This window comes from Streptomyces puniciscabiei, from assembly GCF_006715785.1.
In the GTDB taxonomy this organism is placed as follows: Bacteria; Actinomycetota; Actinomycetes; order Streptomycetales; family Streptomycetaceae; genus Streptomyces; species Streptomyces puniciscabiei.
The window spans coordinates 1,010,601-1,035,081 of the sequence record NZ_VFNX01000002.1; the positions used below are offsets into that span (position 1 = coordinate 1,010,601).

22 protein-coding genes and 1 pseudogene are annotated in these 24,481 nt (G+C 70.6%); 8 read left to right on the forward strand and 15 right to left on the reverse strand.

Annotation, left to right across the window (positions count from 1 at the left end; translation table 11 throughout):
- The first annotated feature begins 48 nt into the window (after positions 1-48).
- Together FB563_RS35590 and FB563_RS35595 are read left to right on the forward strand one after the other, a co-directional pair.
- Positions 49-639 carry a TetR/AcrR family transcriptional regulator gene (locus FB563_RS35590; RefSeq protein ID WP_055708339.1) on the forward strand — a complete coding sequence of 197 codons (591 nt, stop codon included), beginning with the start codon at positions 49-51 and terminating at the stop codon, positions 637-639.
- 119 nt (positions 640-758) lie between these two features.
- Positions 759-1,361, forward strand: coding sequence for a DinB family protein (locus tag FB563_RS35595; protein WP_055708340.1), 603 nt, complete (start codon positions 759-761; stop codon positions 1,359-1,361).
- Positions 1,362-1,744: 383 nt separating this feature from the next.
- Here FB563_RS35595 and coaD read toward each other — a convergent pair whose 3' ends face one another.
- Complete coding sequence (gene coaD, locus FB563_RS35600; protein ID WP_063797116.1) at positions 1,745-2,236, reverse strand: pantetheine-phosphate adenylyltransferase; 492 nt, start codon at positions 2,234-2,236, stop codon at positions 1,745-1,747.
- 599 nt (positions 2,237-2,835) lie between these two features.
- Here coaD and FB563_RS45655 point away from each other — a divergent pair.
- Positions 2,836-3,082, forward strand: a pseudogene (locus tag FB563_RS45655) (NF041680 family putative transposase); the annotation flags it as partial.
- A gap of 636 nt (positions 3,083-3,718) precedes the next feature.
- Positions 3,719-4,219: a DUF4232 domain-containing protein gene (locus FB563_RS35615; RefSeq protein ID WP_055708341.1), complete on the forward strand. Its 501-nt coding sequence runs from the start codon at positions 3,719-3,721 to the stop codon at positions 4,217-4,219.
- A gap of 416 nt (positions 4,220-4,635) precedes the next feature.
- Here FB563_RS35615 and FB563_RS35620 read toward each other — a convergent pair whose 3' ends face one another.
- Both FB563_RS35620 and FB563_RS35625 read right to left on the reverse strand, forming a co-directional pair.
- A complete protein-coding gene (locus FB563_RS35620; RefSeq protein ID WP_063797115.1) occupies positions 4,636-5,067 on the reverse strand; it encodes a VOC family protein in 432 nt (143 codons plus the stop codon).
- Positions 5,068-5,493: 426 nt separating this feature from the next.
- On the reverse strand, positions 5,494-6,324 hold the full coding sequence (locus tag FB563_RS35625; RefSeq protein WP_055708343.1) for a dienelactone hydrolase family protein: 831 nt from the start codon (positions 6,322-6,324) through the stop codon (positions 5,494-5,496).
- 138 nt (positions 6,325-6,462) lie between these two features.
- Between FB563_RS35625 and FB563_RS35630 the strand changes: the two genes are divergently transcribed.
- Complete coding sequence (locus tag FB563_RS35630) at positions 6,463-7,548, forward strand: GlxA family transcriptional regulator (RefSeq protein WP_055708344.1); 1,086 nt, start codon at positions 6,463-6,465, stop codon at positions 7,546-7,548.
- 734 nt (positions 7,549-8,282) lie between these two features.
- A complete protein-coding gene (locus FB563_RS35635) occupies positions 8,283-11,372 on the forward strand; it encodes a SpoIIE family protein phosphatase (RefSeq protein WP_234357876.1) in 3,090 nt (1,029 codons plus the stop codon).
- Here the strand turns inward: FB563_RS35635 and FB563_RS35640 are convergent.
- The 3 genes from FB563_RS35640 to FB563_RS45020 form a co-directional block, all read right to left on the reverse strand.
- Positions 11,369-11,575 (reverse strand): hypothetical protein, encoded by a 207-nt coding sequence (locus tag FB563_RS35640; protein WP_055708346.1) that lies wholly within the window; start codon positions 11,573-11,575, stop codon positions 11,369-11,371. The genes FB563_RS35635 and FB563_RS35640 overlap by 4 nt on opposite strands.
- Positions 11,576-11,586: 11 nt before the next feature.
- A complete protein-coding gene (locus FB563_RS35645) occupies positions 11,587-12,942 on the reverse strand; it encodes a type III PLP-dependent enzyme domain-containing protein (protein ID WP_055708347.1) in 1,356 nt (451 codons plus the stop codon).
- A 254-nt stretch (positions 12,943-13,196) separates the two neighbouring features.
- Positions 13,197-14,849, reverse strand: coding sequence for a PucR family transcriptional regulator (locus tag FB563_RS45020; protein ID WP_142219164.1), 1,653 nt, complete (start codon positions 14,847-14,849; stop codon positions 13,197-13,199).
- Positions 14,850-15,127: 278 nt separating this feature from the next.
- On the opposite strand from FB563_RS45020, the gene FB563_RS35655 reads away from it, so the two are divergent.
- Positions 15,128-15,853, forward strand: coding sequence for an SDR family NAD(P)-dependent oxidoreductase (locus FB563_RS35655; protein ID WP_055708349.1), 726 nt, complete (start codon positions 15,128-15,130; stop codon positions 15,851-15,853).
- Between the two features lie 190 nt (positions 15,854-16,043).
- Here FB563_RS35655 and FB563_RS35660 read toward each other — a convergent pair whose 3' ends face one another.
- The 5 genes from FB563_RS35660 to FB563_RS35680 all read right to left on the reverse strand — a co-directional run bounded on the left by FB563_RS35660 (position 16,044) and on the right by FB563_RS35680 (position 20,227).
- Entirely contained in the window at positions 16,044-16,472 is a 429-nt protein-coding gene (locus tag FB563_RS35660; protein ID WP_055708350.1) for a hypothetical protein, read from the reverse strand.
- Between the two features lie 412 nt (positions 16,473-16,884).
- Positions 16,885-18,099, reverse strand: a complete 1,215-nt coding sequence (locus tag FB563_RS35665) for a beta-ketoacyl-[acyl-carrier-protein] synthase family protein (RefSeq protein ID WP_267888661.1) — start codon at positions 18,097-18,099, stop codon at positions 16,885-16,887.
- Between the two features lie 195 nt (positions 18,100-18,294).
- A complete protein-coding gene (locus FB563_RS35670; protein ID WP_055708351.1) occupies positions 18,295-18,750 on the reverse strand; it encodes a hypothetical protein in 456 nt (151 codons plus the stop codon).
- A gap of 307 nt (positions 18,751-19,057) precedes the next feature.
- A complete protein-coding gene (infA, locus tag FB563_RS35675) occupies positions 19,058-19,282 on the reverse strand; it encodes a translation initiation factor IF-1 (protein WP_055708352.1) in 225 nt (74 codons plus the stop codon).
- 147 nt (positions 19,283-19,429) lie between these two features.
- The gene (locus FB563_RS35680) at positions 19,430-20,227 is read right to left on the reverse strand and encodes a GNAT family N-acetyltransferase (protein WP_055708353.1); all 798 of its coding nucleotides are present in this window, start codon (positions 20,225-20,227) and stop codon (positions 19,430-19,432) included.
- Positions 20,228-20,491: 264 nt separating this feature from the next.
- On the opposite strand from FB563_RS35680, the gene FB563_RS35685 reads away from it, so the two are divergent.
- On the forward strand, positions 20,492-21,007 hold the full coding sequence (locus tag FB563_RS35685; protein WP_055710354.1) for a YfbM family protein: 516 nt from the start codon (positions 20,492-20,494) through the stop codon (positions 21,005-21,007).
- Positions 21,008-21,033: 26 nt separating this feature from the next.
- Here FB563_RS35685 and FB563_RS35690 read toward each other — a convergent pair.
- The 4 genes from FB563_RS35690 to FB563_RS35705 form a co-directional block, all read right to left on the reverse strand.
- Positions 21,034-21,842 (reverse strand): IS5 family transposase gene (locus FB563_RS35690; RefSeq protein WP_411573236.1). Its coding sequence is split into 2 segments (ribosomal slippage): positions 21,034-21,485 and positions 21,485-21,842, totalling 810 coding nucleotides; the frame shifts between segments, so codons are not numbered across the junction.
- Positions 21,843-22,123: 281 nt separating this feature from the next.
- On the reverse strand, positions 22,124-22,672 hold the full coding sequence (locus FB563_RS35695; RefSeq protein WP_055710533.1) for a DUF4142 domain-containing protein: 549 nt from the start codon (positions 22,670-22,672) through the stop codon (positions 22,124-22,126).
- Positions 22,673-22,879: 207 nt separating this feature from the next.
- The gene (locus FB563_RS35700; protein WP_055710532.1) at positions 22,880-23,173 is read right to left on the reverse strand and encodes a hypothetical protein; all 294 of its coding nucleotides are present in this window, start codon (positions 23,171-23,173) and stop codon (positions 22,880-22,882) included.
- 121 nt (positions 23,174-23,294) lie between these two features.
- Positions 23,295-24,458: a PP2C family protein-serine/threonine phosphatase gene (locus FB563_RS35705; RefSeq protein WP_055710531.1), complete on the reverse strand. Its 1,164-nt coding sequence runs from the start codon at positions 24,456-24,458 to the stop codon at positions 23,295-23,297.
- Between the last annotated feature and the right edge of the window lie 23 nt (positions 24,459-24,481).

Here is a 24,481-nt window from a genome sequence, read left to right on the forward strand (position 1 = left end):
ACTCCCCGGTTGTCCAGCTAGACTGGTCCCTCGAGGAAGGGAGCAGCCTTGACCACCAAGCCGAGCGTGTTGCGCGCCGATGCCCGCCGTAACCGGGAGCGCATCCTCGAAGCAGCCGTACGCGCCTTCTCCGAGAAGGGCCCGGACGTCGCGATCGACACGATCGCCAAGGCCGCGGGCGTCGGCTCGGCCACGCTCTACCGCCACTTCCCCACCCGCGAGGCGCTCATCGAGGCGGCCTACCGCAACGAGCTGGCCCGCGTCTGCGACAGCGCCGCGAAGCTGCTCACCGACAACCCGCCCGACCGCGCGATCCGCCTGTGGATGGACAACTTCATCGACTACCTGGCAGCCAAGCAGGGCATGGCGGACGCCCTGCGGGTCGCGGTCGCATCCGGCGCTGATCCGTTCGCCGAGACCCTCGACAAGCTCGGCACCGCGCTCGGCACCCTGCTGGACGCCGGCGCAGACGCCGGCCTCCTGCGGCCGGACATCGATCCCCTCGATGTCGGCTTCAGCCTGGCCGGGGTCGCGCTGATCACCAGCGCTCCCGACCAACGCGAACGAGCCGGCCGCCTCCTCGACCTGCTCCTCGACGGCCTCCGGTACGGAGCGGACGGGCCGGCGTCCAGCTCGTGACCCGGCTCCGGCCGGGTGTAGTAGCCGTCGATGATCTTCAGCGGGTCGACAGAAGCGAGCGGCACGAGCGTTGGAAGACCCTGGTGAGTAGGCGACGGTCCGTGACAAGCTCCTGGCCCGTGATCAATGATTTCGCGAAAAAGTATCTGCACAACAATCTGCGAGAGATTCGCAAGGCGATGCTCTGGAAGCTCGACGGGCTGAGCGAGTACGACGTCCGCCGCCCCCTGACTTCGACGGGTACCAACCTTCTCGGACTGGTCAAGCACCTGTCGCTGTGGGAGTCCAGGTACTTCGGCGAGGTCTTCGACCGACCCTTTCCCGAGCGCCTGCCCCGGTGGGACGATGCCGAGGCGCGTGGCGCCGACATGTGGGCGACCGAGCACGAGACACGCGAGCAGATCACCGACCGCTATCGCCGCGTAGGGGAACACTCGGACGCGACGATCAACGCCCTCGCCCTTGACTCCCCCGGCTACGTGCCCTGGTGGCCGCGCCCCAACGTGATGCTGTTCAACATCCTGGTCCACACGCTCACCGAGACCAGTCGGCACGCCGGACACGCCGACATCCTGCGCGAACATCTCGACGGCTCGACAGGGACAGCGGCCGAGTACGCGATCACGAACCGCGACGCGGCCTTCTGGGCAGCCCAGCACGCGAAGATCGAGCGAGCCGCAAAAGCAGCAGTCGCCGCCGAACCTGACCGCATTGGTCGTTGACGATCCTCTGCCCCTCGGCCCGGACAGCGCCAGGAATCGGCCACCAGTCAGCTCTTGATCAGTAAGGCCGAACCAGGCCGGGTCATGAACGCCCGCCGGAACTGCCGGGACCATGAGCGACTGGCCAGTGCGCTGAAGCCCCCTTGAACTAGGCATTCATCACCCTCACGACCCGGCGTCCGGCCCGCAAAGAACCGCCGGCACCGCGGTCGGCGCGCTCGTCGGCCTGCTTTGCCGCTATCGCATGGACGCGACGGTCCGGCTTGGCGGCGCCGACGAGCGAACTGTTGACCAGGCTATCCGCGAGGGCCAGCCAACCCGAGAACCGTCAGGTCCCCCTCGAGCCACACCGTCGCGTTCGTGACAAGGACGACTTCCCGCAACTACCTGACCTGGCCTTCCCCGGCCTCGCTGCCGCCCCCACCTGCTGGACGAAGAGCGCTCACATCATCGTTCGGGACACGGCCCTGTTGACTCATCGCCGTGACGAGGGTGGAGGAGATGTGGGCCAGGGTGGGGTCTGCAGCGATGAAGAACGTTTCGACTCCGGCCAGTTCGTAGTTCGTCCGGGCCATCGGCATTTCGTAGTCCAGGTCGGCAACGCCGCGGACACCGCGGATGACGACGTCGATTCCGACTCGGCGGCAGTAGTCGACCAGCAGGCCGCCGGTGTGGGAGTCGACCGTGACGTTGCTCAAGTCAGTTGCTGCCGCACGGAGCCGGTCCAGCCGTTCCCTGATGGGGAAGCGGCCGGTCTTGTTCGAATTGCACATCACGCACACGACGACCTCGTCGAACAGGAGGGCAGCGCGCCGGAGTACGTCCCGGTGCCCTTGAGTGACCGGGTCGAAGGACCCCGGGAAGAGGGCTCGCATGATCGGAAAGAGTAACAAGCGGCCGCCCCCCGGCAGTGAAGTGCCAGGCAGCCATACCGCCAAGAAGACGTCACCGCCGCCGACTCGGGCCTCGACCACCGTATCGAACCTGATCGCTCGGATGGGCATTCGCCGGTTACGGAAGCGGCCGTCGTCTGATCATGTGCTCCGGCCGACGTCACCGATCAGCACGAAGGCCATGAAGGCAGTCACGCTTCCGCGTTTCGGACCGTGCGGGGCGATGAGTTGTTCGAGCTCCTGCCAGCCGGATCCACACCGCCCGGCCACGGTCGGACGCGCCATGCTCGCCGGATCGGCTGTTCTGCCCCGTCTACGGCCGCCAGACGGGTGCCACCTCCTGGACGCGGTCCGGTTCGGCCCGGCCGACGACGCCACCGCGGTCACCGGCACTCAGCTACGGATCTCGAAGAAGGGCTCATCACCGCCGGGCAGTGGCAGCCCCGCGACCCGGACATCGTCATCGTCATCGTCACCGACGCCGGATACGACGTCACCCGCCTGGCATGGGTCGCAAACCGTCCCGGGTCTACGACCCCAAGGCGGCCGCCCAAGGCTGACCCATGGGCCGCCCGGCGCACGCGTTCCTGCGCAGATTCGACCTGGAGCACACCTTCCGGCTGTTCGAGCGGACCTGGCTGATCATCGCCGCCTGCACCCAGCTCCGACCCGCCCGCCCACTCGCCCAGGACCTGCGGCACCCGTGGGAGAACCGGCTGCATCAAGCCGGCTCACCAAGCACCGAAACCCCACCGGCCAGGCCCTGGACGACCACCCGGCGCCGGGAACAGTCGCCGGGTGCCCCGCTGCGACGTGGGGAAAGCCGTCCGACGCGAGAAGACACTCATCGCCCTACGGCAGGCGATGCCGCGGCTGCGGTCGTCCCCTTGGCGTGGGTGGGCTGGTCCGAGGTGGAGCAGGCCATGTGACCTCGGCGACGCGCTCGCCGCCGTGGATGGGCTTGCGTGCGGCCCAGACCTTGCCGCTGCCATCGGTGACGTAGACGGCGTCCGGTGCAGGAGCCTGACCAGGCAGTGCGCGGGAGGTGGACGTCAACGGGGGTACTGGAGGAGTCGCAAGCCGGCAGAGTAGAACTGTCCACGCCGGTGCGGGTGTGCGTAGCGGCCGGGCGCTGTACCGAGCCGGACCCCGACCTGCCAGAGCCGGCGGCCCCCCATGCACCGCGGCTGGCCGTGGTCGGAGGATGAGCCCTGGCGGCGCTTCCTCGCACGGGGTACGCCCCGGCGTCTGTCCCTGACACCTGCACCGCTCGTGAGCCGGCGGAATCGCATCTGACCGACGTCGCCCGCCCGGGTTGCAGCCACTGCCCCGGCCTGGCCCGGCCACGGTGACATGAGGTGCGCTCCGCCGGGCCGGTGGTTCACGGTTCAAGAGGGGTCGGTCGTCCCATCCGCGGTACCAGAAACCTGCCACTCACTCATGCCACACTCAACGGAGATACTCATGCAGCGCCCCCGGAACATCGCACTGTGCGTCGCCGCCGGTGCCCTGGTCTCGTCCGTCTCCGCCGCCGTCCCGGCCGTGGCCGTACCCGGCTCACCTGCCTGCAAGAACGTCGCCCTGGCCTGGGCAGGCGGTACGGCCAGGCCCGGCGGCGGCAGCGACCAGCAGGAAACGGCACGCGTCCAGGTGAAGAACAGCGGGGGCCGCACATGCTCCCTGCTCGGCGCGCCGTCGGTCATGCTCACCACGAACGGCGCGCCGGAGACTCTGCTCCAACAGCCGGGAGGCAACAGCGTGAATCTCACCCCCGGCAGGACCGCGAGGTTCACCATCACCTTCCTCAGCGACAGTGGGAAGAACGGGAACGAGATTGTCCGTCCCGACCAGGCCGTGGTCACCCTCCCCGGCGGCACGGTGAAGACCCTCACGTGGAAGTGGGGCGGTGTCACCCGGCAGGAGGCCGCCAGTCGCCCTGGCAACTTCGTCAGCCCGATCGCCTGACCCAGCTGCCCCGCCACCGACGAACCGCTGGGCCACCGAGAGGTCGAGAACATCAGTCCTGATCCTGCACGGCCATGGCGGGCAGTCCGGCGCGGTGGTCGAAAGCGTCTGTCCACGGTCACGTAATCGAGGGCGCGACCGTACGCACCCCGGCCGACGCGGCATCCGGTCCATCATTCCTCGTCCCGCCGACCAAGCCGGTCACCGGCCGCGACGAGGTCGCGCGGGAGGCCGCCCGCATGCGATGCCGAGACATACGAGCAGCGCAACTCCGTCGAGCGATGCGTCAACCGGTTCACGCGGCGGCGGGGCCGGGCCATGCGGACAAGTCGCCCTCCGTGAGAGGCGCCAGTCCCGTTCCGGGTGACGGTCCGCTCTGCGGGACACGCCCGATGAGAGGGGACAATCAGGGCCCCTCAGTCGATGCAGAACTCGTTGCCCTCGATGTCCAGCATCGGGATGCACGCATCATTGCCGTCATACAGCGTTCGCACGTGGACCGCTCCGAGTGGGACCAGCCGTGCGCACTCTGCCTCAAGTGCGGCGAGACGCTCTTCGCCCACGAGTCCGGTGCCGACCCGCACGTCGAGATGCAGCCGGTTCTTGGCCGCCTTCCCTTCGGGGACGCGCTGGAAGTACAGTCGCGGACCCACGCCTGAGGGGTCAACGCAGGCAAACCACGCGTCCTGCTGCTCAGGTGGTGGCTGCGAGCGCTTGAAATCGTCCCAGGTGGCGAATCCCTCGGGTGGCGGCGGTACGACATACCCCAGCACCTCACACCAAAAACGAGCGAGGCGCTCGGGTTCCGCGCAGTCGAAGGTCACTTGGAACTTCTTGATCGACATCACCGGGCCACCGTATTGGCCGGTGCTCTTCCGCGAAACCCCCAGGTACGGTGCACGCACTACAGACCCTTACCGGCCCACGGTTTCAGATGCCGAGAGGGAGTCCGAGGGGCGTGCCCACAACAGTTCTGACGGGTTGTTCGAGAAGACCGTCGGTGACGTCGTCGGGGTCCGGCGCCTGGGCGGCTGTGGCGGGAACAATCGCTCCTAGGGAAAGCAGTGCGCTCACTGCAGCAACGGTCAAGATGTGGCGGACAGACATCACGGTGATTCCCCATCGGTGAGAGGAGACGCTGGACGTATGGACGGGCAAGAGACTTCCCACTCGTCAGGCCCGTGCACGCTCTACATCACTCGTTCAAGGGACGACCGCCACCGCCGCTCAGCGCTTGACCGAGGCATGTGAGAGGCCTCCTGACGGGCGCTGGGTCAGGTGGCGGGCAGCGGTCTGTTCGCGTGCGGGTGCAGGCGGTCGGTGAGGAAGGCGAGGATCTCGTCGCGAGCCCGGACCGTGGGATGGCCCGCTTCGTCGACGAGATGGGCGGTAACCACACTGTGCGGAGTGCCCACCAGCTCGGCGAAGAAGGGCGGCGGGGCGGGGTTGGCGACGCTGTCGGGCAGGACGCGCCCGTCGAAGGCGTCGCCGAGCAGAGCGCGGTAGGCGGCGAAGCGCCGGCCCGTGCACCAGCGGTCGCCCTCGAAGCGATAGGCGAGGACGGTGAGTCCGTCGCGGTGGAGCCGGTCGCGCACCGCCCGCGCGTCCGCCGCGTCGAGTTCGAGTCCGCCGGGGTCGTCGAGCGGCAGCGACGGGTGGTTGACCACCGGGGCGATCACCGCCGGCTCCAGGGCCATGGTGAGGGCGAAGTTGCCGGTGAAGCACAGGCCGATCGCGCCCACCCCCGGGCCGCCGCACGCGCTGTGGGCATGACGCGCCAGGCCGCGCAGCCAGATCGTCACCGGGCTGGTGCCACCCCCGGCGAAGGCGCGGAACTCCGCACTCACACAGGCGCGGCGGACGACCTCCCGGCCGGCCTCGACCGTCGGGAAGGCGCCGTCCGTCCCGAACAGGGAGGGCACATGGACGGTGAAGCCCGCGTCCCGCACCCAGCGCGCGAGCCGCAGAACGTCGGGGCTGATGCCCGGCATCTCGGGCAGCACCACGACCGCGGGCCCGGCCCCGGCCACGTACACCGTCTTCTCCACCCCCTCCACGGCCACGCTCCGGCGGGTGAAGTCGTTGATCGCATCGTCGTCGCTCATGGGGCCAGCCTGGTCCCCCAGCCGGCCGCCGGATGAGGGGCGGGATCGCCAGGACCGGGGGTAATCTCGCCACACGCGAGGGAGACGGGCGGCACGCGGCCGGCGACCGGGCCGGGACACCAGGGGGGTACGGGAGCGATGGCAAAGGCGGCGCGACAGGCGGAGGAGGGCGCGGGTCCGGGCGCCGGACCGGGTGCGCTGCGGGTCGGGGTCCTGGCGTACCCGGACTGCTTCGCGTCCGAAGTGTTCGGCATCCCGGACCTGTTGACGATGGCCGGCCATGTCGCCGGACCGGACGCGCCCGGCTACCGGGTGTCGGTCGTCTCACCCCGCCGCCGGGTCACCGCCTCGGGCGGCGCCGACCTGGACGTGCGTCCCTTGCGCGAGGTCGACGTCCTCGTGGTCCCCGGCTTCGAACTGCGCCCGGACACGGACCTCGACGCGCGGCTCGCCCGGCTCGCCCCCGAGATCGCGGCGATCCGCGCGCAGGCCGCCGTCGGCACCGCCGTCGTCTCCCTCTGCGTCGGCGCGTTCCTGCTCGCCGGGGCCGGGCTCCTCCACGGGCGCCGGGCCACCACCTCGTGGCTGCACGCCGGTGAACTGGCCAGGCGCTGCCCGGACGCCGACGTGCGGCCCGAGTGTCTGGTCGTCACCGACACGGGCGTGACGACCACGGCCGCCTTCAGCGCCATGTACGACTTCGCGCTGGACCTGATCCGCCGGCACGACGGCGCCCGGGTGGCCCGTACCACGGCACGGTTGGCGCTCGTCGACGACGCGCGGACCTCCCAGACCCCGTACGTCGACCCGCGGCTCCTCCCGCAGCCCGGCCGGGAGTTCTCCCAGCGGGTCATGCGGCACCTCGACCAGAACCTCGCCGAGAAGTACGACCTGGCCGCGCTCGCGGACGCCTTCCGGGTCAGCACCCGCACGCTGCTGCGCCGCTTCGCCGAAGAGACCGGACGCAGCCCGCTGGCCCATCTGCAGGCCTCCCGGGTCAGCCGCGCCCGCCATCTTCTGGAGACCACCGACCGCACCGTCGCCGCCGTCGCCGCGACCGTCGGCTACCAGGACCCCGGCACCTTCGCCGCCCTCTTCGCCCGCCACACCGGCCACCGCCCGAGCGCCTACCGGGCTGCCTTCCGCCGCACGGCCCGGGCGTCCGCCCCGGACGGCGGCGTCCAGGGCCTGTTGTCAGAGGCGTTGGGGACCAAGGAGTCGTGATACCTCGCCGGCGCGGGAACCGTCGCCCCGGAGGAGCCGTGCATCACGGGCGCAAACAGCGGCAGGTGCACCGACGACGTCAGGCAATCAGGCTGGCGGGAGGAGTCCGGCCGTTCGCACTGGGTCACGAGGACGCGACGGGTCAACTGGTGGCGGTCAACTGGTGACGCAGGGGCGGCAGTTGAGCCGATCCTGGATGACGAATCCGAGGGCGATCAGGCCGTGGCGTGCTGCACCGTGACCAGGCCGTCCCGCTCTCGCCGAGTACCTGGCCCCCTGCACGGCAGTTGGCCGCCTGGCACGCACTCGCGGAGTTCGCACAGGTGCGGCCGGGGCAACGGGTACTGATCCGCGGTGCGAGCAGTCGGCTCGGGCATGTCGCGGTGCACCTGGCCGAGCACGGCGGCGTAGCGGCTCAGCACCACTCTGCCGGACCCGGCCGGCCTGGAGGCGCTGACCGGGCTGGTCGAGGCGGGGAGGCTCCGGGTGCACAGCAAGATCACGCCCGCGCCCGAAGGACCCGAAGGAATGGTGGACAGCCCTCGGCGGTAACAAAGAGTTAGCTGACGCGGCACATAGTTAGCGGGGTGTGAGAGGTTCCCCGGGACAGATGAAATCACCTAAGTTGAACCGATTAGCATGGATCCTGCAGATATAGATCGCTAAAGGTCCAGATCTGATCGCATGCGGCCCAGCAGGCCCCAGGCGGTGAGCGGAGGCGACAGTCGGCAGTGGTGAACACCAGAGGCGGCGACGCGGACAACACCGGCCCGTCCCCCCACGTCCTGCATCCGGTGCGCCCACCGCAGGGCCTGCGGACCATGGGGACCGTACGGCCCGTGGAGCGGCACCGGATGCGCATGCGGCTGCTCGACACCGTGGACGAGGAGCGCTGCGATGTCGACGTGCTGCTCACCGCGCTTCAGCAGGCGGTGGCCGAGGTGCAAGGCCTGGGCGGCATGGTGCATCTCCCGGGCGGCGGCATGAGTGGCGTCCTCTACCTGGTCGCCGACAGTGGCCTGCCGGAGTCGATGACCCGGCCCTGGCTGATCATCCGGGTACGGGGCACGGCGCCCCCCAGCAAGGCCGCCCGCGACGACGCCATCACCTGGCAGCCCGACCTGGCCCCGCCCGAGCCGGTGCCCGGCCGGGACCCCGCCGCCCTGTGGCCTTCCCGGCTTCCCGCCGGCATCGGTCACCTGGCCGTCCCCATCCCGAGCGGTGGCCCGCGACGCGGCGCGCTCTCCGTCCTCTTCGCCCCCGGCGACGGGCCCGGCCCGGCGGAGTGCGCGTTTCTGACCGAGGTGGCGGCCTGGATGTCGAAGAGACTCAGGTCGTCCGAGATCCTCAATCCGTCCACCACACTGCTGCGGGCCCTGGAGAACGGGTCAGGGCCGCGGGAGGCCTCCCAGTGGGACGCGGAAGGGGCGCCCTCCCTCACGTACACCTGGGACCTGCGCACCGGCGAGCTGACCTCCGACCGGCCCGTCCAGGAGGTGCTGGCCGGCATCGATCCGGAGGTGATGTACGGCGGCATCGAGGCCTGGGCGGCGCTGATCCACCCGGACGACCTGCCAGGGGCGGTCGCCGGCTTCGACACGGGTATCCAGCTGCGTGGCGGTTTCCAGAACGAGTACCGGATCCGGCGCGAGGACGGCACGTACGTCTGGATCGAGGCCCGAGCCCGGACGATCACGGACGATGAGGGGGCACCGGTCAAGGTGATCGGCACCCTCCGGGACACCAGCGAAACACACGCCGCCGCCGAGTCGGTGGGGCGGGCGCTGCGCCACATGAGCGACGGCTTCGTCTCCCTGGACCCGGACTGGCGCATCGAATTTCTCAACCAGGCCGCCGAGCAGCTCCTCGGCGCCGCGGGAGACGTGGCCGGAACCCTGCTCTGGAACGTTCCCGCCGTGCGTGCCGTGCCGGGGCTGGAGCAACGGTGCCGGGCCACGGCGGCCGAGGGACAGCCGGCCGGGTTCGACGTGCCGGGGCCGGACGGGGGGTCCTGGTACCACCTGCGGCTGGTGCCCGTGCCGGAAGGCCTCACGCTCTACATCACCGACACCACCGAGCGGCATCTGCGGGAGGCCGAGCGGGCCGCGGCGGAGCGGGCGGCCGCGGAACGGGCGGCTTTGGTGCAGCGGATCACGCGGGACCTGGCCGAGGCCGTCACGGCCCAGGATGTGATGGGGGCGGTGGCCGACGGCGTGATGACACCGCTCGGGGCCACCGGGCTCACCATGCTCGGCGTGGTCGGCGACCGGCTGACCGTGGTCGGCTCCCGGGGACACGCGGAGCGCTTCATCCGGCTGCTGGACGGTGAATGGACGGTGGGTGCCACCACGAACCCGGTGGGCGACGCCCTGCGCACCCGCACGCCGCTCTGCATCTCCTCCCCGGAGGAGTTCGTGAAGCTCTACCCGGAGGCCGAGACCCTGATCCGGGAGAGCGGCAAGCAGGCGTGGGCGTTTCTGCCGCTGGCGGTGTCGGGGCGCGAGATCGGATCGGCGGTGATCTCCTTCGGCCGACCGCGGGTGCTGGACGATGACGAACGAACGCTGCTGACCGCGCTCAGCGGACTGATCGCACTGGCCCTGGAGCGGGCCTGGCTGTACGACGAGGCGACGACCCGGGCCCGTACCCTCCAGCGCAGCCTGCTGCCGCATGCGCTGCCCGAGCTCCCCGAGATGACGACGGCGGCGCGCTACCAGCCGGCCAAACAGGGAGCCGACGTCGGCGGCGACTGGTACGACGTGATCCCGCTCTCCGCGGCCCGGGTGGCCCTCGTGATCGGCGACGTCATGGGCCACGGCATGGCCGAGGCCGCCACCATGGGGGCGCTCCGCACGGCGGTCCGCACCCTCTCGGAGCTGGAGCTGCCGCCCGACGAAATCCTCGGCCACCTCAACGACATCGTCGGCGAGCTGGGCACCGATGCCTTCGCGACCTGCCTGTACGGCGTGTACGACCCGGTCACCCGGCGTCTGTCGTACGCCAGCGCCGGTCAGCCGCCCCCGGCGGTGGCCCATCCCGACGGCACCGTCAGCTTCCTGTCCATGACCCCGGACCCGCCCCTCGGGGTGGCGGCGCCACCCTTCGAAACCCTCGAGACCGTACTGCCCCCCGACAGCCTGCTCGCCCTCTACAGCGACGGCCTGGTCGAGAGCAAGGACCGGGATGTCACCACGGGCATGAACCGCCTCGCCGAGCTCCTCTCCCGGTCCGTGAAGGCCATGCCGGTCTCACCGGCGGACGCCTCCGACCTGGACGCCCTCTGCGCCGCCCTCACCTCCGCTCTCCTTCCCGCCCACGGCGCGCTGATCGACGACGCCGCCCTGCTGCTGGCCCGTACCCACCCGCTGGACGCGGAGAACGTCGCCGAGTGGCCGTTGCCGGAGGACCCGATGGCGGCGGGACAGGCTCGCGAGCTGGTCCGCGCCCAGCTCATCGACTGGGACCTGGCGGACGAGGACCTGATCATGACCACCGAACTCCTGGTCAGCGAGCTGGTCGGCAACGTCGTCCGGCACGCCTGCGGCCCCATACGGCTGCGCATGCTCCGTAGCCGCGCACTGATCTGCGAGGTCTCCGACGCCAGCCTGACCACACCGCACATCCGCCACACCTCCGCCACCGACGAGGGCGGTCGCGGCCTGCAGCTCATCTCCGCACTCTGCCGGCGCTGGGGCACCCGCCACACCCGCACCGGCAAGTCCATCTGGACCGAACAGCCCCTCCCGGTGCCCAGCCGGCAGGGCCCGCCCTCCGGCCCCGGGCCCACGGGAGGACCCGAAGTCCCTCGGTCGGGCCGGCACTAGCCGATGATCTCCTTGAAGAACAGCACGGCCGTGGCCGCGGTGCCGCAGCCGACGCTCACGGCGACCGGCCATGCGTCGCCGGCCAGGGCCGCGAGCACGGTGGCGGCGACACCGGCCAGAGCGGCCAGGAGGAACACGATCGCGGCACGCTGCGTCAGGAGCGGCCCGTCCCCCTCGGGCCGCTCGCGTTCGCCCCGGCTCATCGTCGTCCGTCTCACCGGGCGTCGCCGGCCGGCACGGCCGCCGGTTCCGGATCGGCTACGGCCACGCCCTCGTACCCGGGCACCTGCCACGGGTCCTGCGCGGGACGCAGGAGCGTGAACCGGATCCGCCCGTCCGGGTCCGCGCGGACTCCGTGCACCGCGGGTTCGGGAAGGCTGTTGTAGTGGAACGGCGTCGAGAAGTAGTAGGCGCCGGTGTCCGGTACGACGACCAGGTCACCGGGCCGGAGCAGCGGCAGTGCGCGGTCAGCGGCCAGCAGGTCCCCGGCGAAGCAGGCGGGCCCCGCGACGTCCTGGCGCACCAGCGGGCCCCGCTTGGCCCTGCCGGAACCGTCGTACGCCTCGATCCGCAGCGGCCAGGCGCCCGGCGCGAACACGGTCCGGGTGGCGACCTGGACACCGGCGTGGGTGAGGGCGATCGGCCGGTCACCGGAGGTCTTGGTGTACTCGACATACGCGGCCATGAAGCCGTTCTTCGCCAGCACGGACCGCCCGAACTCGGTGACGAGCCGGTAGCGGCGGTCCGCGAAGAGCTGGGGTGCGGACTTCTTCAGCTGCTCCGCATACACGGCGAACGACGGCGTGACCTCGTCATCGGCGAAGTTGACCGGGAGCCCCCCGCCGATGTCGATGCCGGCGATGCGGCCCGCGCCGTACACCGCGTCCACCTGCTCGGCGAACTCGACCGCCTGCGCCACGCCCTCCGCGATCAGCGGGAGGGGGCAGCCCTGCGATCCGGTGTGCGCGTGCACCCAGGTCAGCCAAGGGTGCTCGCCGAACGCTCGTACCAGCCGGTCGCGGCTGCCCGGGTCGGCCAGCGGCACACCGAACTTGGAGGTGCTCGTGGCCGTGCTCGTCGCGGCGATGCTGCCACCACCCACCTGGGGGTTCACCCGCACCCCGATCCGCGAGCGGGAAGGGCGGCCTTCGAGGATCCGGGCGACCCGCTCCAGCTCCTGGAAGCTGTCCACGTTGACGGCCACCCCCAGCGCCAGCGCCCGCCGAATCTCCTCGCGGCTCTTGGCCGGCGAGTCGAACACGATCCGCTCGGGCCGGAATCCGGCCGCCAGCGCCCGGGCCAGCTCGCCGGCGGTGGCGACCTCGCAGCCCATGCCCATACGGTTCAGCTCGCTCAGCACCGGCACCAGGCAGTTGGCCTTCGCGGCGAAGGCGTGCAGGGCGCCGGGCGAGTCGGCGAAGGCGTCGCACAGGTCCGAGACGGTCGCGGCGACACCGTCGAGGTCGACGAACGCGACGAGCCGGGACGCCTCGGGGTCCAGCAGCCCCTGCTCCACGGCCCGCTGGAGGATGCGTTCGCGCCGTTCGGCTGCGGAGGACACTGCGGTCATGATGAGCCTTCCGGAGTCGGTCACTGAGCCCGGGCCGAGCCCGGCTGATGTCCAGGCTGCTCGACGTGCACCGGCCGCGTCTTCGTCGGGTCGGCAGGAACCGTGCCGCCGCCACGGTGACCGGGCCGGACGACCGCACGCCCCCGGCCGCGCCGTTGTCCGCGCCCACCAAGGCGGCGCCGCATGATGGTGCGCGCGCACGAAAGCGGCGTACGCCGTGGTGCACGCGCGCACCGGTAGCAGGGGCGCCGCCGTCACCCCTTCCCGGTACCGGACTCCCGCAGGCGTAGCTCCAGTTGGGCCAGCAGACGCGCGTCCGCGCTGCCCAGATCGAGCCCGCAGGCCTGGGTGATCCGGCGCAGCCGGTAGCGCAGGCTGTTGGGGTGGACCGCGAGCGCACGTGAGGCGGCGGCCACGTCCCCGAAGTGGTCGAGGTAGGCGCGCAGCGTCTCCACCAGCCGCCCGCCGCTCTCCGCGTCGTGCGCGGCCAGCCGTGCCACCGATGTCCCCCGCGCCAACGGCACGTCCCGCAGCGCCTCCACGACCTGCATGACGCCGACCGTGTCCGCGACGTCCGCGGTCCGGCCGACGGCGCGCGGCCCCCCGGCGTACGTCAAGGCGCTCAGGGCCAGTTCGGCCGACCGGCGGGAATCGGCCGCCCGTGCCAGCCCTGGCACCACCTCGCCGAGTCCTACGCACAGGTGCGTGCCGGTGGCGGCCGAGGCCCGTGCGACCAGCGACGTGCCCAGCCGCTCCATGTCGCCGTCGGCCCGCGCCGGGTCGGGGTCGAGCGAGCCGACCAGTACCAGCAGCCGGCCGCCCGCGGGGACCACCACGGACCGGTGCCCGAACGTGGCGCAGTGCAGCCCGAGCAGCGCATGCCACCGGGACGGGTCGCCCTCCGCGGCCGGGGACGCGGCGGCCACCGCAAGGACGGCGCAGGGTGCCTGGGCCGTCAGCCCGGCCCGCTCCGCCAGCACCTCGGGTGAGCCGCGCCCCTCCAGCACAGCGCGCGCCGCGTCCTCCACCAGGCGGCCGTCCGCGCCGCGGGTGCGGTGGTGGAGCAGGTGTGCGGCGGCCGTCCGGGCAGCCGCGCGCAGCACCTCCGGCGCGTCCGGAACCAGGGGCCGGCCCGTGACCGCGGCCACCCACAGCGAGCCCAGGACCTCACCGCCCGCCCGCACGGCGCACACCAGGCGCTCGGGGTCCTCCCCGTGGGCCCGACGGTGCAGGACCTCGTCCGTCCCCCACAGGGCGGCGAAGAACCCCGCTTCGCGCATCGCCGCGACGCGCCAGGGGGGCACGCGGCGGCCGAGGATGGTCAGCCTGCGGATGTCGTCCACGTCCTCCTCGGTCGAGGAGTACGCCAGCACACGGGACTCCGTGTCCTCGACGGTCACCGCGCCGCCGACGAGGGCGGCCACCGCGTCGGCCAGCCCGTTGAGGTCACCCGGGACCAGGTCCGGGGCGGTGGGCAGCGGCGGTACCCCTGCCGAGGCGAGCCCGGCCCGCAACACGCCGACCAGCTGGGCCCAGGAACACCAGGGGGTGCGGAAGAGCAACGGCGTACCGGCCTCCGACGCGACCGCGCGCAGCGTTCCGGTGGCCCCGCCGGGTCGGTCCGGCCCGAACACCACACCCGCGGCTCCCGCCTCACCGGCCCGGCGCAGCACGTCCACCGCGTGGGCCGAGCCGGCGTCCACGCCGATGGCGAGCAGCAGTTCACGCGGCCGGACGCCGGGGTCCAGCACGTCCAGTACGGCGACCCCCGCCACGGCCGCCGCCAGACCGCCGGGTGCCGTTTCCAGTTCCAGGGCCCCGGAGCCGATGACGGACAGCAACTGCTCCAGGGTCACCCCGGACTCGGCGGCGGCACTCCATCCCGAGAACGCCCGCGGTTCAGGCACGTTCCCCCCTCCCCCGCGCGTGTCCACGGACACGCCGGGCACGCGCTGTCGAGAGGTACGACACCACACACCAGGCGCACGCTCAACCGTGCAGCCGAGTACGGAAAGGGGCGGACGGGCACGGGGCCGTACGGTGGTTCGGCACACCGGGGACGCCCGGGCGGGCGGCCGAGAACGGAAGAAGGCGCTCCGATGCGAGGAACAGTCATGCGGCTCGCCAACCCCAGTCGGGGCGCCAGCCTGCCCTCGTGCGTTGAAATTGAAGGAGCAATGCGATCGTGAGTCGGATCCTGGTGACCGGTTCCGCGGACGGCCTTGGACGTGCCGCTGCGGATGCGCTGTTGTCCGGGGGACACGAGGTGGTGGTGCACGCCCGGAACCGGGAGCGCGCGGCGGCCCTGGACGCGCTCGTCGACCGTGGGGCACACCTCGTGGTGGGCGACTTCACGGACCGTGACGCCGTACGGCGCATCGCCGCCGAACTGAACGCCGCCCAGCCTCTCGACGCGGTCATCCACAACGCCGGCGTGTGGAGCGGACGGGCGGTCATGCCGGTCAACATCATCGCGCCGTACCTGCTCACGGCCCTGCTGCGCGGCCCGCACCGGCTGGTGTACCTGAGCAGCGGCTCGCACTTCGGTGGGCGTCCCTGGCTCGACGGGGTCGACTGGCGGGGCGCGAGCGCGGGCTCGTACGCCGACAGCAAGCTGTTCGTCACGACCCTGGCCGCTGCGGTGGCCCGCCTGCGCCCCGATGTGCTGAGCAACGCCGTGGATCCGGGCTGGGTGCCGACCAGGATGGGTGGCCCTGGTGCGCCGGACGATCTGGAACTTGGCCATCGGACGCAGGAGTGGCTCGTCTCCGGCGACGAACCCGAGGCCCTGACGACCGGCGGGTACTGGTACCACCGCCGGCGGCAGCAGCCGCACCGCGCCGTCCACGACGAGACGTTCCAGGATGGTCTCCTGCGGGCGTTGGCCGAGGAGACGGGCACTGTTCTCTGAGCGCGGCGCCGGTCGCCCGTGGCCGTCACGCAGCGCGGACAGGACGGGTTCGACCGCCTCCCTGGCTCCCGGGACGTCGCCGGCCAGAGCAATGCTCGCAGCACGTTGCGGAGCCGCCCCGGCCGACGGCGTGACCGGTCCCCCGACCGCGCGCCGCCTACCGGGGCGAAACCCGTCCTGGAAACCCGTCCTAAAGGACGGCAACCGTCTCCTCGTCGCCGTACCTGAACCCGTCGTTGTCGAAGTAGAAGACGGTGACCTGGACCTTGTCCCCCTTGTCGAAGTGCGAGCCTGCGGCCGGGCGCATGGTCACCAGCGCGACGTGGTCCTTGTAGTCGCAGACCAGCTTGTCCTTCTTGACGGTGCCCGCGGCGATGGACTGGTCGTGGGTACTGTGGTTGAGCGTCGTCGCGTTGGCCACGAGTTCGTGATCCATGCCGACATCGCAGGAGTAGGTGACCTTCACCTGCAGGCCGGGGGTGTGCAGCGACACCTTGTCGATGGACAGCAGGTTGGCCTTGGCCGCCGCCGAGGGCGCGGTCGCGAGGGCGCCGGCACCGATCAGAAGAACGGTGGCTGCGGTTCCGGCGACGCGTCGGCGGAGACTGGATGACGGCATCTTGGATTCTTCCTTCCCCCTTGCGCGGTCACCCTTGGTCGAGGCGTGGAGAATTCGCCAAATGGGCGGGTAACTGCGGCAGTTGGTCAATTCGACCTGGATGTTACGTGATCTTCGAGTGATTCCAGTACCGGTTTGCCCGGTGGCGCCTGGTGAGGAACGCCGCACTCTGCCGGATGAACCACTCCCGCCTCGACATCGTCGGCAGCGGGCACGGGCAGTTCCGAGCGCCGCTTCGTCACCGTCGTCTCCATCTGATGGACGATCCCGAGGCGGCCCTGACAGCCGTCTGCCCCGCGCGACGTCCACTCGCCGACGGCACCAGCCCCGCACCCACTGGCGTCCCGGCAACCGGGCCCGAGGGGCGCGCCTGCGGAGCGGCCTCTGCAGCGTGGCGGTCAAGGGCTCGTCGTCACCTGGTGAAGACGAGACTGACGTTGTGTCCGCCGAAGCCGAACGAGTTGGCCAGCGCAGCAGACCACTGACCGGTGCGCCGCTCACCGCGCACCACGTCCAGTTCCACGCGCGGGTCGAGCTCGTCGAGGTTGAGCGTGGCCGGCACGGTGCCGTCCTTGAGCGCGAACAGAGCGGCCATGGCGCCAACCGTTCCGGACGCGCCCATCATGTGACCTGTCATCGACTTCGTCGCCGTCACCGCGGCATGGCCACCGATCACTCGGCCGATCGCCTCGGCCTCCGCCAGGTCACCGGACTCCGTCGAGGTGGCGTGGGCGTGCACGACCCCGATGTCCGCCGGGGCCAGGCCGGCGTCGCGCAGCGCCAGTTCCATGGCGAAGGCCTGGCCGTCCGCGTCGGAGGCGGTGATGTGGTTCGCGCTCGAACTCACGGCACTGCCGGCCAGCGCGCCGTGGGCACGGGCTCCACGGGCCCGGGCGAACTCGGCGCGTTCGAGCACCATCATCCCCGCGCCCTCGCCCATGACGAACCCGGACCGCTTGACGTCGAACGGACGGGACACGGTCTCCGGGTCCACGGACTGCGTCGACAGGGCCTTCATCTGGGCGAATGCCGCGATCGTGAAGGGGTGCAGGCATGCCTCCACCCCACCTGCGACGACCACGTCCGCCCGCCCGCTTCGGATCAGATCCTGCCCCAGGGCGAGGGCCTCCGCCCCGGACGCGCAGGCACTCACGGGAGTCCTGGCGCCCCCCTTCGCGCCCAGGTCCATGCTCACCCAGGCAGCCGGTCCGTTGGGCATCAGCATGGGGACCGCGAACGGCGACAGCCGGCGGATCCCGGCGCGCTCGAAGACGTCGTCCTGCCCCAGCGTGGTGAGGACACCACCGGTCCCGGTACCAATGACGACGGCGAATCGTTCCGGCTCGACCTGCGGAGCACCGGCGTCCTGCCAGGCTTCGCGCGCACAGAGGAGGGCGACCTGCTCGCCCCGGTCCAGCTTCCTGGCCTCGGCCCTCGGAAGCAGGGAGGCAGGGTCCACCGTGAGCCCGGCCGCGACGTGCACCGGCAGGTCCGCGGCCCACTCCTCCTCCAGGAAACGCACCCCCGACTTACCGTCCAGCAGCCCCGACCACGACGACGGCGCATCGGCTCCCAGTGGCGTCATCGCGCCGACGCCCGTCACCAGAACACGACCGTTACGGGTCACACAAGCCTCCTCGAATTGTACGGATGCCACATTGCCTGACTTGCCCTCATGTGGATCATGCCAGCATTCAGCAAGGAAATCAGGGCAGGAGTGGACCGATTCGAAGGGGAGGGGTTGTCACATTCCAACAAATGGAGAGGCGCAGTTGGCGCACCTGGCGGGGTCAGTCAGCCGGCCGGGACCCCTTGACGCTGGTCAGCCAGAAACCGGTGGAGCCGGCGGTGTCGCTGGATGGGACCTGAGCGGCTCGTAGTCGAGCCACGGGTCCTGGAGGAACTCGTTTCGACGGGACGCGTGGTCCAGAGCGCTGATCCGGAAGTACAGTGCGCGCCGCGTGAACGTGTCGCGGACCGGCTCGCCGGTCGGTTCCGGGTTGCCCGCATCGATGTGCGGACGGCCAGGACGGTGTGAGTACGGCGGGATGTTCAACGCGACCTGCACCTGCCAGGGGGCCTGCAGCTTCCCGGTCCCGGCCAGTTCCTCGGCGAGACCGAAGGCGGCGCTGCCGGTCAAAGGCACCATCAGCGCCGGCTCGTCCTCGGTCCGGAGGAAGCAGAAGTGGCTGCCGCACTTGTCGGTGGCGGGTGGATCGGCGGCGACCACCTTGTCGATCCACCGTGCCGCCTGGTCCAGGACGTCGCCCTGCACCACCTGCGGAACGTTTCATTGAGCCGCACCGTGACCACGACAGATCCGGCCTGCTACCGCGCCTCCCAGGAGAGGGAGAGCGACGAGCAGCTAGGCCAGAGCTCCCTTAGCCGCCCACTGACATGCTGGACTCCGTTTCAGAGTCGCCCCCGGAGCAGTTGAGCATTGCTCCCACACCGGCCGACCGGCGAAGCTCTCGGCGGCTCGTCGGCGCATGAGGGACCGACCGGTGAGAACGACTGCAGCGCCACAGCCTCGGCTGGGTCTTCGCGTGGTGTCCCAGCCCCGTCAACAGAGCCGGTGTGCGCGATCACGCCCTGTACCGGTAGCGGATCCGGCCGCGGGTGAGGTCGTACGGGCTGAGTTCCACCAGCACCCGGTCGTACGGGAGGATCTTGATGTAGTTCTTGCGGATCTTGCCGCTGATGTGGGCCAGCACCGTGTGCCCGTTCTGGAGCTCCACCTTGAAGGTGGCATTGCGCAGGCACTCGACGACGGTGCCTTCGACTTCTACGCCCCCTGCTGATTTTGTCATGGTCTGTCACTTCTCCCGTTCTGTGACGGCGTATTCGGTTGGAAACTGAGGCGACGGCCTCCGATGCCCGCCCGTAGGAGCGGCCGTCGCAGCGCCCGTTTCGGGCTCGGCTCGGCTCGGCCGCTGGAGACGGTGGGGCGGGGAGCGTCAGCGGCGGACGAGTTCCAGGGTGCCGGCCGCGCGCCGGGCGCCGATGCTCTCGAACAAGGCGGTGGCCGCCACGTTCGACTCGTTCACCTCGGCCCAGGCCGAAGCGGTCCCGGAGCGGTGCAGCGAACCCAGCGCGTGGGCCAGCAGCGCCCGGGCGATGCCGCGGCGGTGCCGATCGGACCGGACGGCGATCAGCCCGATCCGTGGCTGCCGGGTCAGCGGCCCCATCCGGACCAGTCCCACGTACTGGTCCACATGCCTGGCCACCGCGTATTTCGAAGGATCGAGCACAGTGACTCCCGCCGGGCGGGGCAGCACCTCGGCCGGCATCGTATGCCAACCGACGGCGGCCTCGACCTCGTCGCGGATCAGGCGGTCGAGGGCGCGCAGTGGGGCCTCTTCCGCCTCACCGGCGGGCACGATCGTCACGCCGGACGGGGGCCGTACCGAGCCGAGCCCGGTGATCTGCGGGTCGGTGGGCACGAGATAGCTCCGCTCGCGGCGTGCGGCGGCGAAGCCGGCCCGCTCCCAGGCGGACCTCGATTCGTGGTCGGTCTCGTCGACGACGGTGTACAGCGGTGTCGGCAGGGCCGTCAGCATCGCGTCGGCAACGAGGTCGAAGACCGTCCCGTGCCACGCGTCGATGCTGATGAACAGCCGCCCGTCGGGTCGGCGGGAAACGTCGCCGCGGCCGACCGCCCGGTCGTCCTCCACGGCTTGCCACTGCACGTCCGAAACTCGCGTGACCACGATCGCGTGGTTGCCCGAGCCCGAAATGGAATGCACGAAGTTCATAGGGTTGCCTCTCAGGAGTGCCTTGTCCGAGGCGCTCCCGGCGACACCTATGTCAATCGCCCACCGTGACCGAAAAGGGGGAGCACCCACACGCATACGGCCTTCATGGGTCTCACCTCCTCGCGTTCTCTCACGGCTGCCCAGACGCTACCAGCGGGCGTCCGTCGGCCCAACCCATTTAGACGTCGTTTCTTATGGCTATCGGCAGGCAGTAGGCGGATGTGACCGGAGCGATGTCAGAGTCTGCGGTTAGGGTTCGCGTCCATGGGCATCCACTGCGAGTACGTCCGTCTCTCCCCTGCTGAGCTGCAGCGGTCGTTGAGCGATCCGTCCTGGGCGCAGGAACACATCGACGAGCTGGGTGATGCCTGGGCCGAAGAGGACCCGCTTCCACCCGAGAAGGCGCCCTACTTCAGCATCGAGAAGTCGTGGCACAAGCTGCACTACCTCATTGCCGCCCACGGTGGCATGCCGGTCGATGTCATCCACGGAGGGGCTGAGCTTCCGTTGGAGGACGACATGGACTTCGGCCCCGCCAGGTATTTGAGCCCCGAGGACGTCGCCCGGGCCAGCGGCTGCCTCGCCACCACACCGTTTGACGAGTTGGCCCGACACTACGACTTGGCGGCCATGCGCAGCGCCGAGATCTACCCCCTGCCGGAATCCGAAACCGAGGTCCCCTCGGACCTGGACACCCTGCAGCACCGCTACGAGGAGCTGACCCGGTTCTTGTCCGCTGCCGCCACCGCAGGCGATGGCGTAGTCCTCATGCTGGTCTGACGCGGCTCCCAGCCTGTCTGCTCGGATCATCTGTCCAGACGGCGTTGGCAGATGAGGGCTGCGGCTATGCCGACGAAGGCGAGGAAGTGCTCGGCCTTGCGTTCGTAGCGGCGGTGCAGGCGGCGGCATCCGGCCAGCCAGGAAACCGTCCTCTCGACCACCCAGCGGTGGCGGCCCAGCCGTGTGGAGGACTCGATGCCCTTGCGCGCGATGCGGTGACGGATGCCTCGCTTGCGGAGCCATCGGCGCAGGTGGTCGTAGTCGTATCCCTTGTCGCCATGGAGCTTGGCCGGTCGCCGGCGGCGCGGGCCGCGCCGGGAGCGGATGGGCGGTATCCCACGCACGAGCGGTTCCAGGCCGAGGCTGTCGTGCATGTTGGCGCCGGAGATGCCCAGTGACAGGGGCAGACCGTTCCGGTCGGTGATCAGGTGGATTTTCGATCCGCTCTTGCCGCGGTCGGTCGGATTCGGTCCGGTCAGTGGCCCCCTTTTGCCGCCCGGACACTGACAGAGTCGATCGCGCACCGCGACCAGTCCAGTTCACCGCGGGCGCCGAGTTCGTCGAGGACGACCCGGTGGAGACGAGCCCACACCCTGGCCCGGCTCCACTGGGCGAAGCGCCGGTAGACCGTGGGCCAGGCCGGACCGAACACGGGCGGCAGTTGACGCCAAGTGCAGCCCGAGGTGGCTACAAAGATGATCGCCGCCAGAGTCTCTCGGTCACCTGCCCGCCGTCGACCCCCGCCCTGCGGACGCTTCACCTCAGTCGGTGGGACCACCCGCCGGAACAGGACCCACAACTCATCCGGCACCAACCGCTCAACCAGATCCGTCATGCACGGTTCAACGAGCGACCACACCAAAAGAAACGACCTCTTAAAGCCGGCCGAGGATCACCGAACACGTCCCAACTCGGCGGCAGGGGTGAAACGAAAACGGCCTCCGCCGAAGGGCCCTTGCGACGCCAAGAGGCCCTGCTCCTCCAGGGGCAGGGCTTCTCGTGGCCGTCCCACAGCCCCTCGCGAGTCGCTGAGGAGCACGGACCGAGGGATGACTGGGAGTCTGGCCGGGCGTGTTCAGCCGGGGATGAAGTGTGGTGCCGCCCCCAGACGCCGTTTTACGCGTGGCACACACCCTGGTTGACCATCTGGGTGTGGCGTGCGACCACCGGACGCGCGCTCTTGGCCAGGGACTTGACGAGCGGGTTGGTGCCCGAGGCGATCTCCTGGTCGATGAGCGCGAGAGTCTGTGTGTGGGCGGGGTACTGGGCCTTCAGCCACGCGGCATCGTACGCGGGCGTGCCGGCGCTGGACTTGAGGGCGGCAGTTTGCCTCAGCTGGGCGGCCGTTTGCCCGGACGGCAGTGCCACGCCGAGTTGTGCCGCGGTCTTGACGACACCGGCATCGAGGGTGCGGTGGTCACGGACGAAGTCGGCGCCGGCTCGCTTGACGCAGGCGGTGGTCGCGGCGCTCTGAGCCTGCTGACTGGTCGTGATCTCCCACAGGTTCCCCTGGTGGGCTGCGGTCAGCAGTTGCCTGTCCAGGGGGGAGACCGCCGACGGTGAGGGCGACGAGGAAGCGAGAGCCGGGTGCGACGTGACACCCATGACGCACAGGGTGGCGGCGCAGACGGCGACGGAACGGGCACGGGATCGAGACGTGTGCATGGGTCCTCCACAGGTCGCGCGTGCAAGCCCCCAAGAAAAACCCTTTTCTGATTGCTCGAAGGGTGACAAACATGCCTTTGCCATGGTTAACCCGGTTGAGCTGGTCGGCAACCGGGAAGCGAGTCGGACCTGCTTCGTCGATACTGGTCCCACTGAGGAAGAGCCGCGGGCCGGACGGACAGCGCGTGGTCGGGCCGTCGTGCGGCGTCACTCTCCGCCGACGTGGGGCTGGATCTCGACCGTGAAGGCCGCGTCCTCGGGGCCGGTGCCTTCGGCGTCCTCCCAGACGATGACGCGCACGTGCTTCTGGGCGGTGCCCTGGCGATACCACTCGGACACCAGGTCGGTGACGACGAGGGCGGCGACGTACTCGGCGTCCTCCTTCGGATCGTCGCTGGTGACGGTCCCCCGCCAACGCTCGGGGTCGTCGCCGTAGGGGCGCCAGCCCTCGGAGCCGTGCGGCTCGTCGACCCGGTACACCCAGTCCGTCTCGGTGCTCATGTAGCCGATCCTGTCACCTTCCCCCGCGCTTGCCCGGTGGCCGGCCGCCCGGCTCCGCGCCGGGCACGGCACCGGCGCCCGCTGCCCGGGGGATGCGGGAACGAGGTTCCTCACGCGTGGTTCAGGGGGTGTGGCCGAATCCGCTCGAGTGGATGACACGCCCGTGGCCGCGTCGGTGGCCGTCGGGCTCGCGGTGGAGCGCGACGAGAGCCGCGTCGTCGTTGAGGCGTCCGTGGGCGTGGGCGAGCAGATCGCGTTGGATGTGGTGGAGCAGTGATTCAGGGCCCGCCTTGTTCCACTGCGCGACCCGTGCCTCGAAGGGGTAGAAGCGGCCGTCGGCGTCGCGGGCCTCGATGACGCCGTCCGTGTAGAGCAGGATGGTGTCGCCCGGCTCGAAGGAAGCCACGTCGATGGTGTACCTGTCCGGTCCCGTCTCCGCGATTCCCAGGGGCGGCGCGGGGTGCAGGCTGGGGACGGTCAGGCCGCTGTCGGGGCTGAGCAGCAGGGGAGGGGGGTGCCCGCAGCTGATCACGCGGGTGATGTGGTCGTCGTCGGGGAGTTCCAGCAGCAAGGTGGTGGCAAAGCGTTCGCCGGCCTCCGCGGGCGGCTCGAAGTCGGCCAGGTAGCGGGTCACGCTCTGCTCCAGGGTGGCGGCCAGATCGGGGAGGGTGGCGTGCCGGTGGGCGGCTTCACGGAAGGCCCCGAGCAGGAGGGCGGCTTCGCCGATGGCGGACAGGCCCTTGCCCCGTACATCGCCGATCATGATGCGTACCCCGCCGGTGACGCGGGTGGCCGCGTACAGGTCACCGCCGATCTGTGCCTCGTCCTCGGCGGCCAGATACAGGCAGGCGATCCGGAAGGGGCCCATCCGTTCGGGCAGCGGCCACAGCAGGCCGTGCTGCGCCGCCTCCGCGACCGATCGCACCTGGGCCAGCTGGTGCTGGTGCCGCTCGCGCACCAGGCAGAAGAACACGATCAGGGCTGACAGCACCGCCAGGGCGAGGATCTGCACGAGCACGTTGCGCGAGAACAGCACGCCGAAGTGCCAGCCGATGTATGCCTGCGCCGCCACGCACAGGAACCCGATCAGCCCGGTCAGCCGGGGACCGGCGAAGGAAGCAGTGATCGCCGGTGCGATGACCAGGAGCGGGCCGAGATGGATGTCCCCCGGGACCAATTGGTCCACCGCCGTGATCACCAGGATGAGCGCGATCGGAATCAGCAACAGCGCACGGCTCGACTGCCGCACCTGCCGCACACCGGCCAAGCCGTGCCCGGCGTTCACATCTTCCACATTGCCACCGCCGA

Bases quoted from the DNA above. Each gene is read 5' to 3' on its own strand.
- FB563_RS35625 (WP_055708343.1), bottom strand. From the start codon at position 6,324: ATGAGCGACGACGATGCGATCAACGACTTCACCCGCCGGAGCGTGGCC.
- infA (WP_055708352.1), bottom strand. From the start codon at position 19,282: ATGACAAAATCAGCAGGGGGCGTAGAAGTCGAAGGCACCGTCGTCGAG.
- FB563_RS35660 (WP_055708350.1), bottom strand. From the start codon at position 16,472: ATGCCGTCATCCAGTCTCCGCCGACGCGTCGCCGGAACCGCAGCCACC.
- FB563_RS35685 (WP_055710354.1), top strand. From the start codon at position 20,492: ATGGGCATCCACTGCGAGTACGTCCGTCTCTCCCCTGCTGAGCTGCAG.
- FB563_RS35680 (WP_055708353.1), bottom strand. From the start codon at position 20,227: ATGAACTTCGTGCATTCCATTTCGGGCTCGGGCAACCACGCGATCGTG.
- FB563_RS35630 (WP_055708344.1), top strand. From the start codon at position 6,463: ATGGCAAAGGCGGCGCGACAGGCGGAGGAGGGCGCGGGTCCGGGCGCC.
- FB563_RS35640 (WP_055708346.1), bottom strand. From the start codon at position 11,575: ATGAGCCGGGGCGAACGCGAGCGGCCCGAGGGGGACGGGCCGCTCCTG.
- coaD (WP_063797116.1), bottom strand. From the start codon at position 2,236: ATGCGAGCCCTCTTCCCGGGGTCCTTCGACCCGGTCACTCAAGGGCAC.
- FB563_RS35695 (WP_055710533.1), bottom strand. From the start codon at position 22,672: ATGCACACGTCTCGATCCCGTGCCCGTTCCGTCGCCGTCTGCGCCGCC.
- FB563_RS35700 (WP_055710532.1), bottom strand. From the start codon at position 23,173: ATGAGCACCGAGACGGACTGGGTGTACCGGGTCGACGAGCCGCACGGC.
- FB563_RS35615 (WP_055708341.1), top strand. From the start codon at position 3,719: ATGCAGCGCCCCCGGAACATCGCACTGTGCGTCGCCGCCGGTGCCCTG.
- FB563_RS35645 (WP_055708347.1), bottom strand. From the start codon at position 12,942: ATGACCGCAGTGTCCTCCGCAGCCGAACGGCGCGAACGCATCCTCCAG.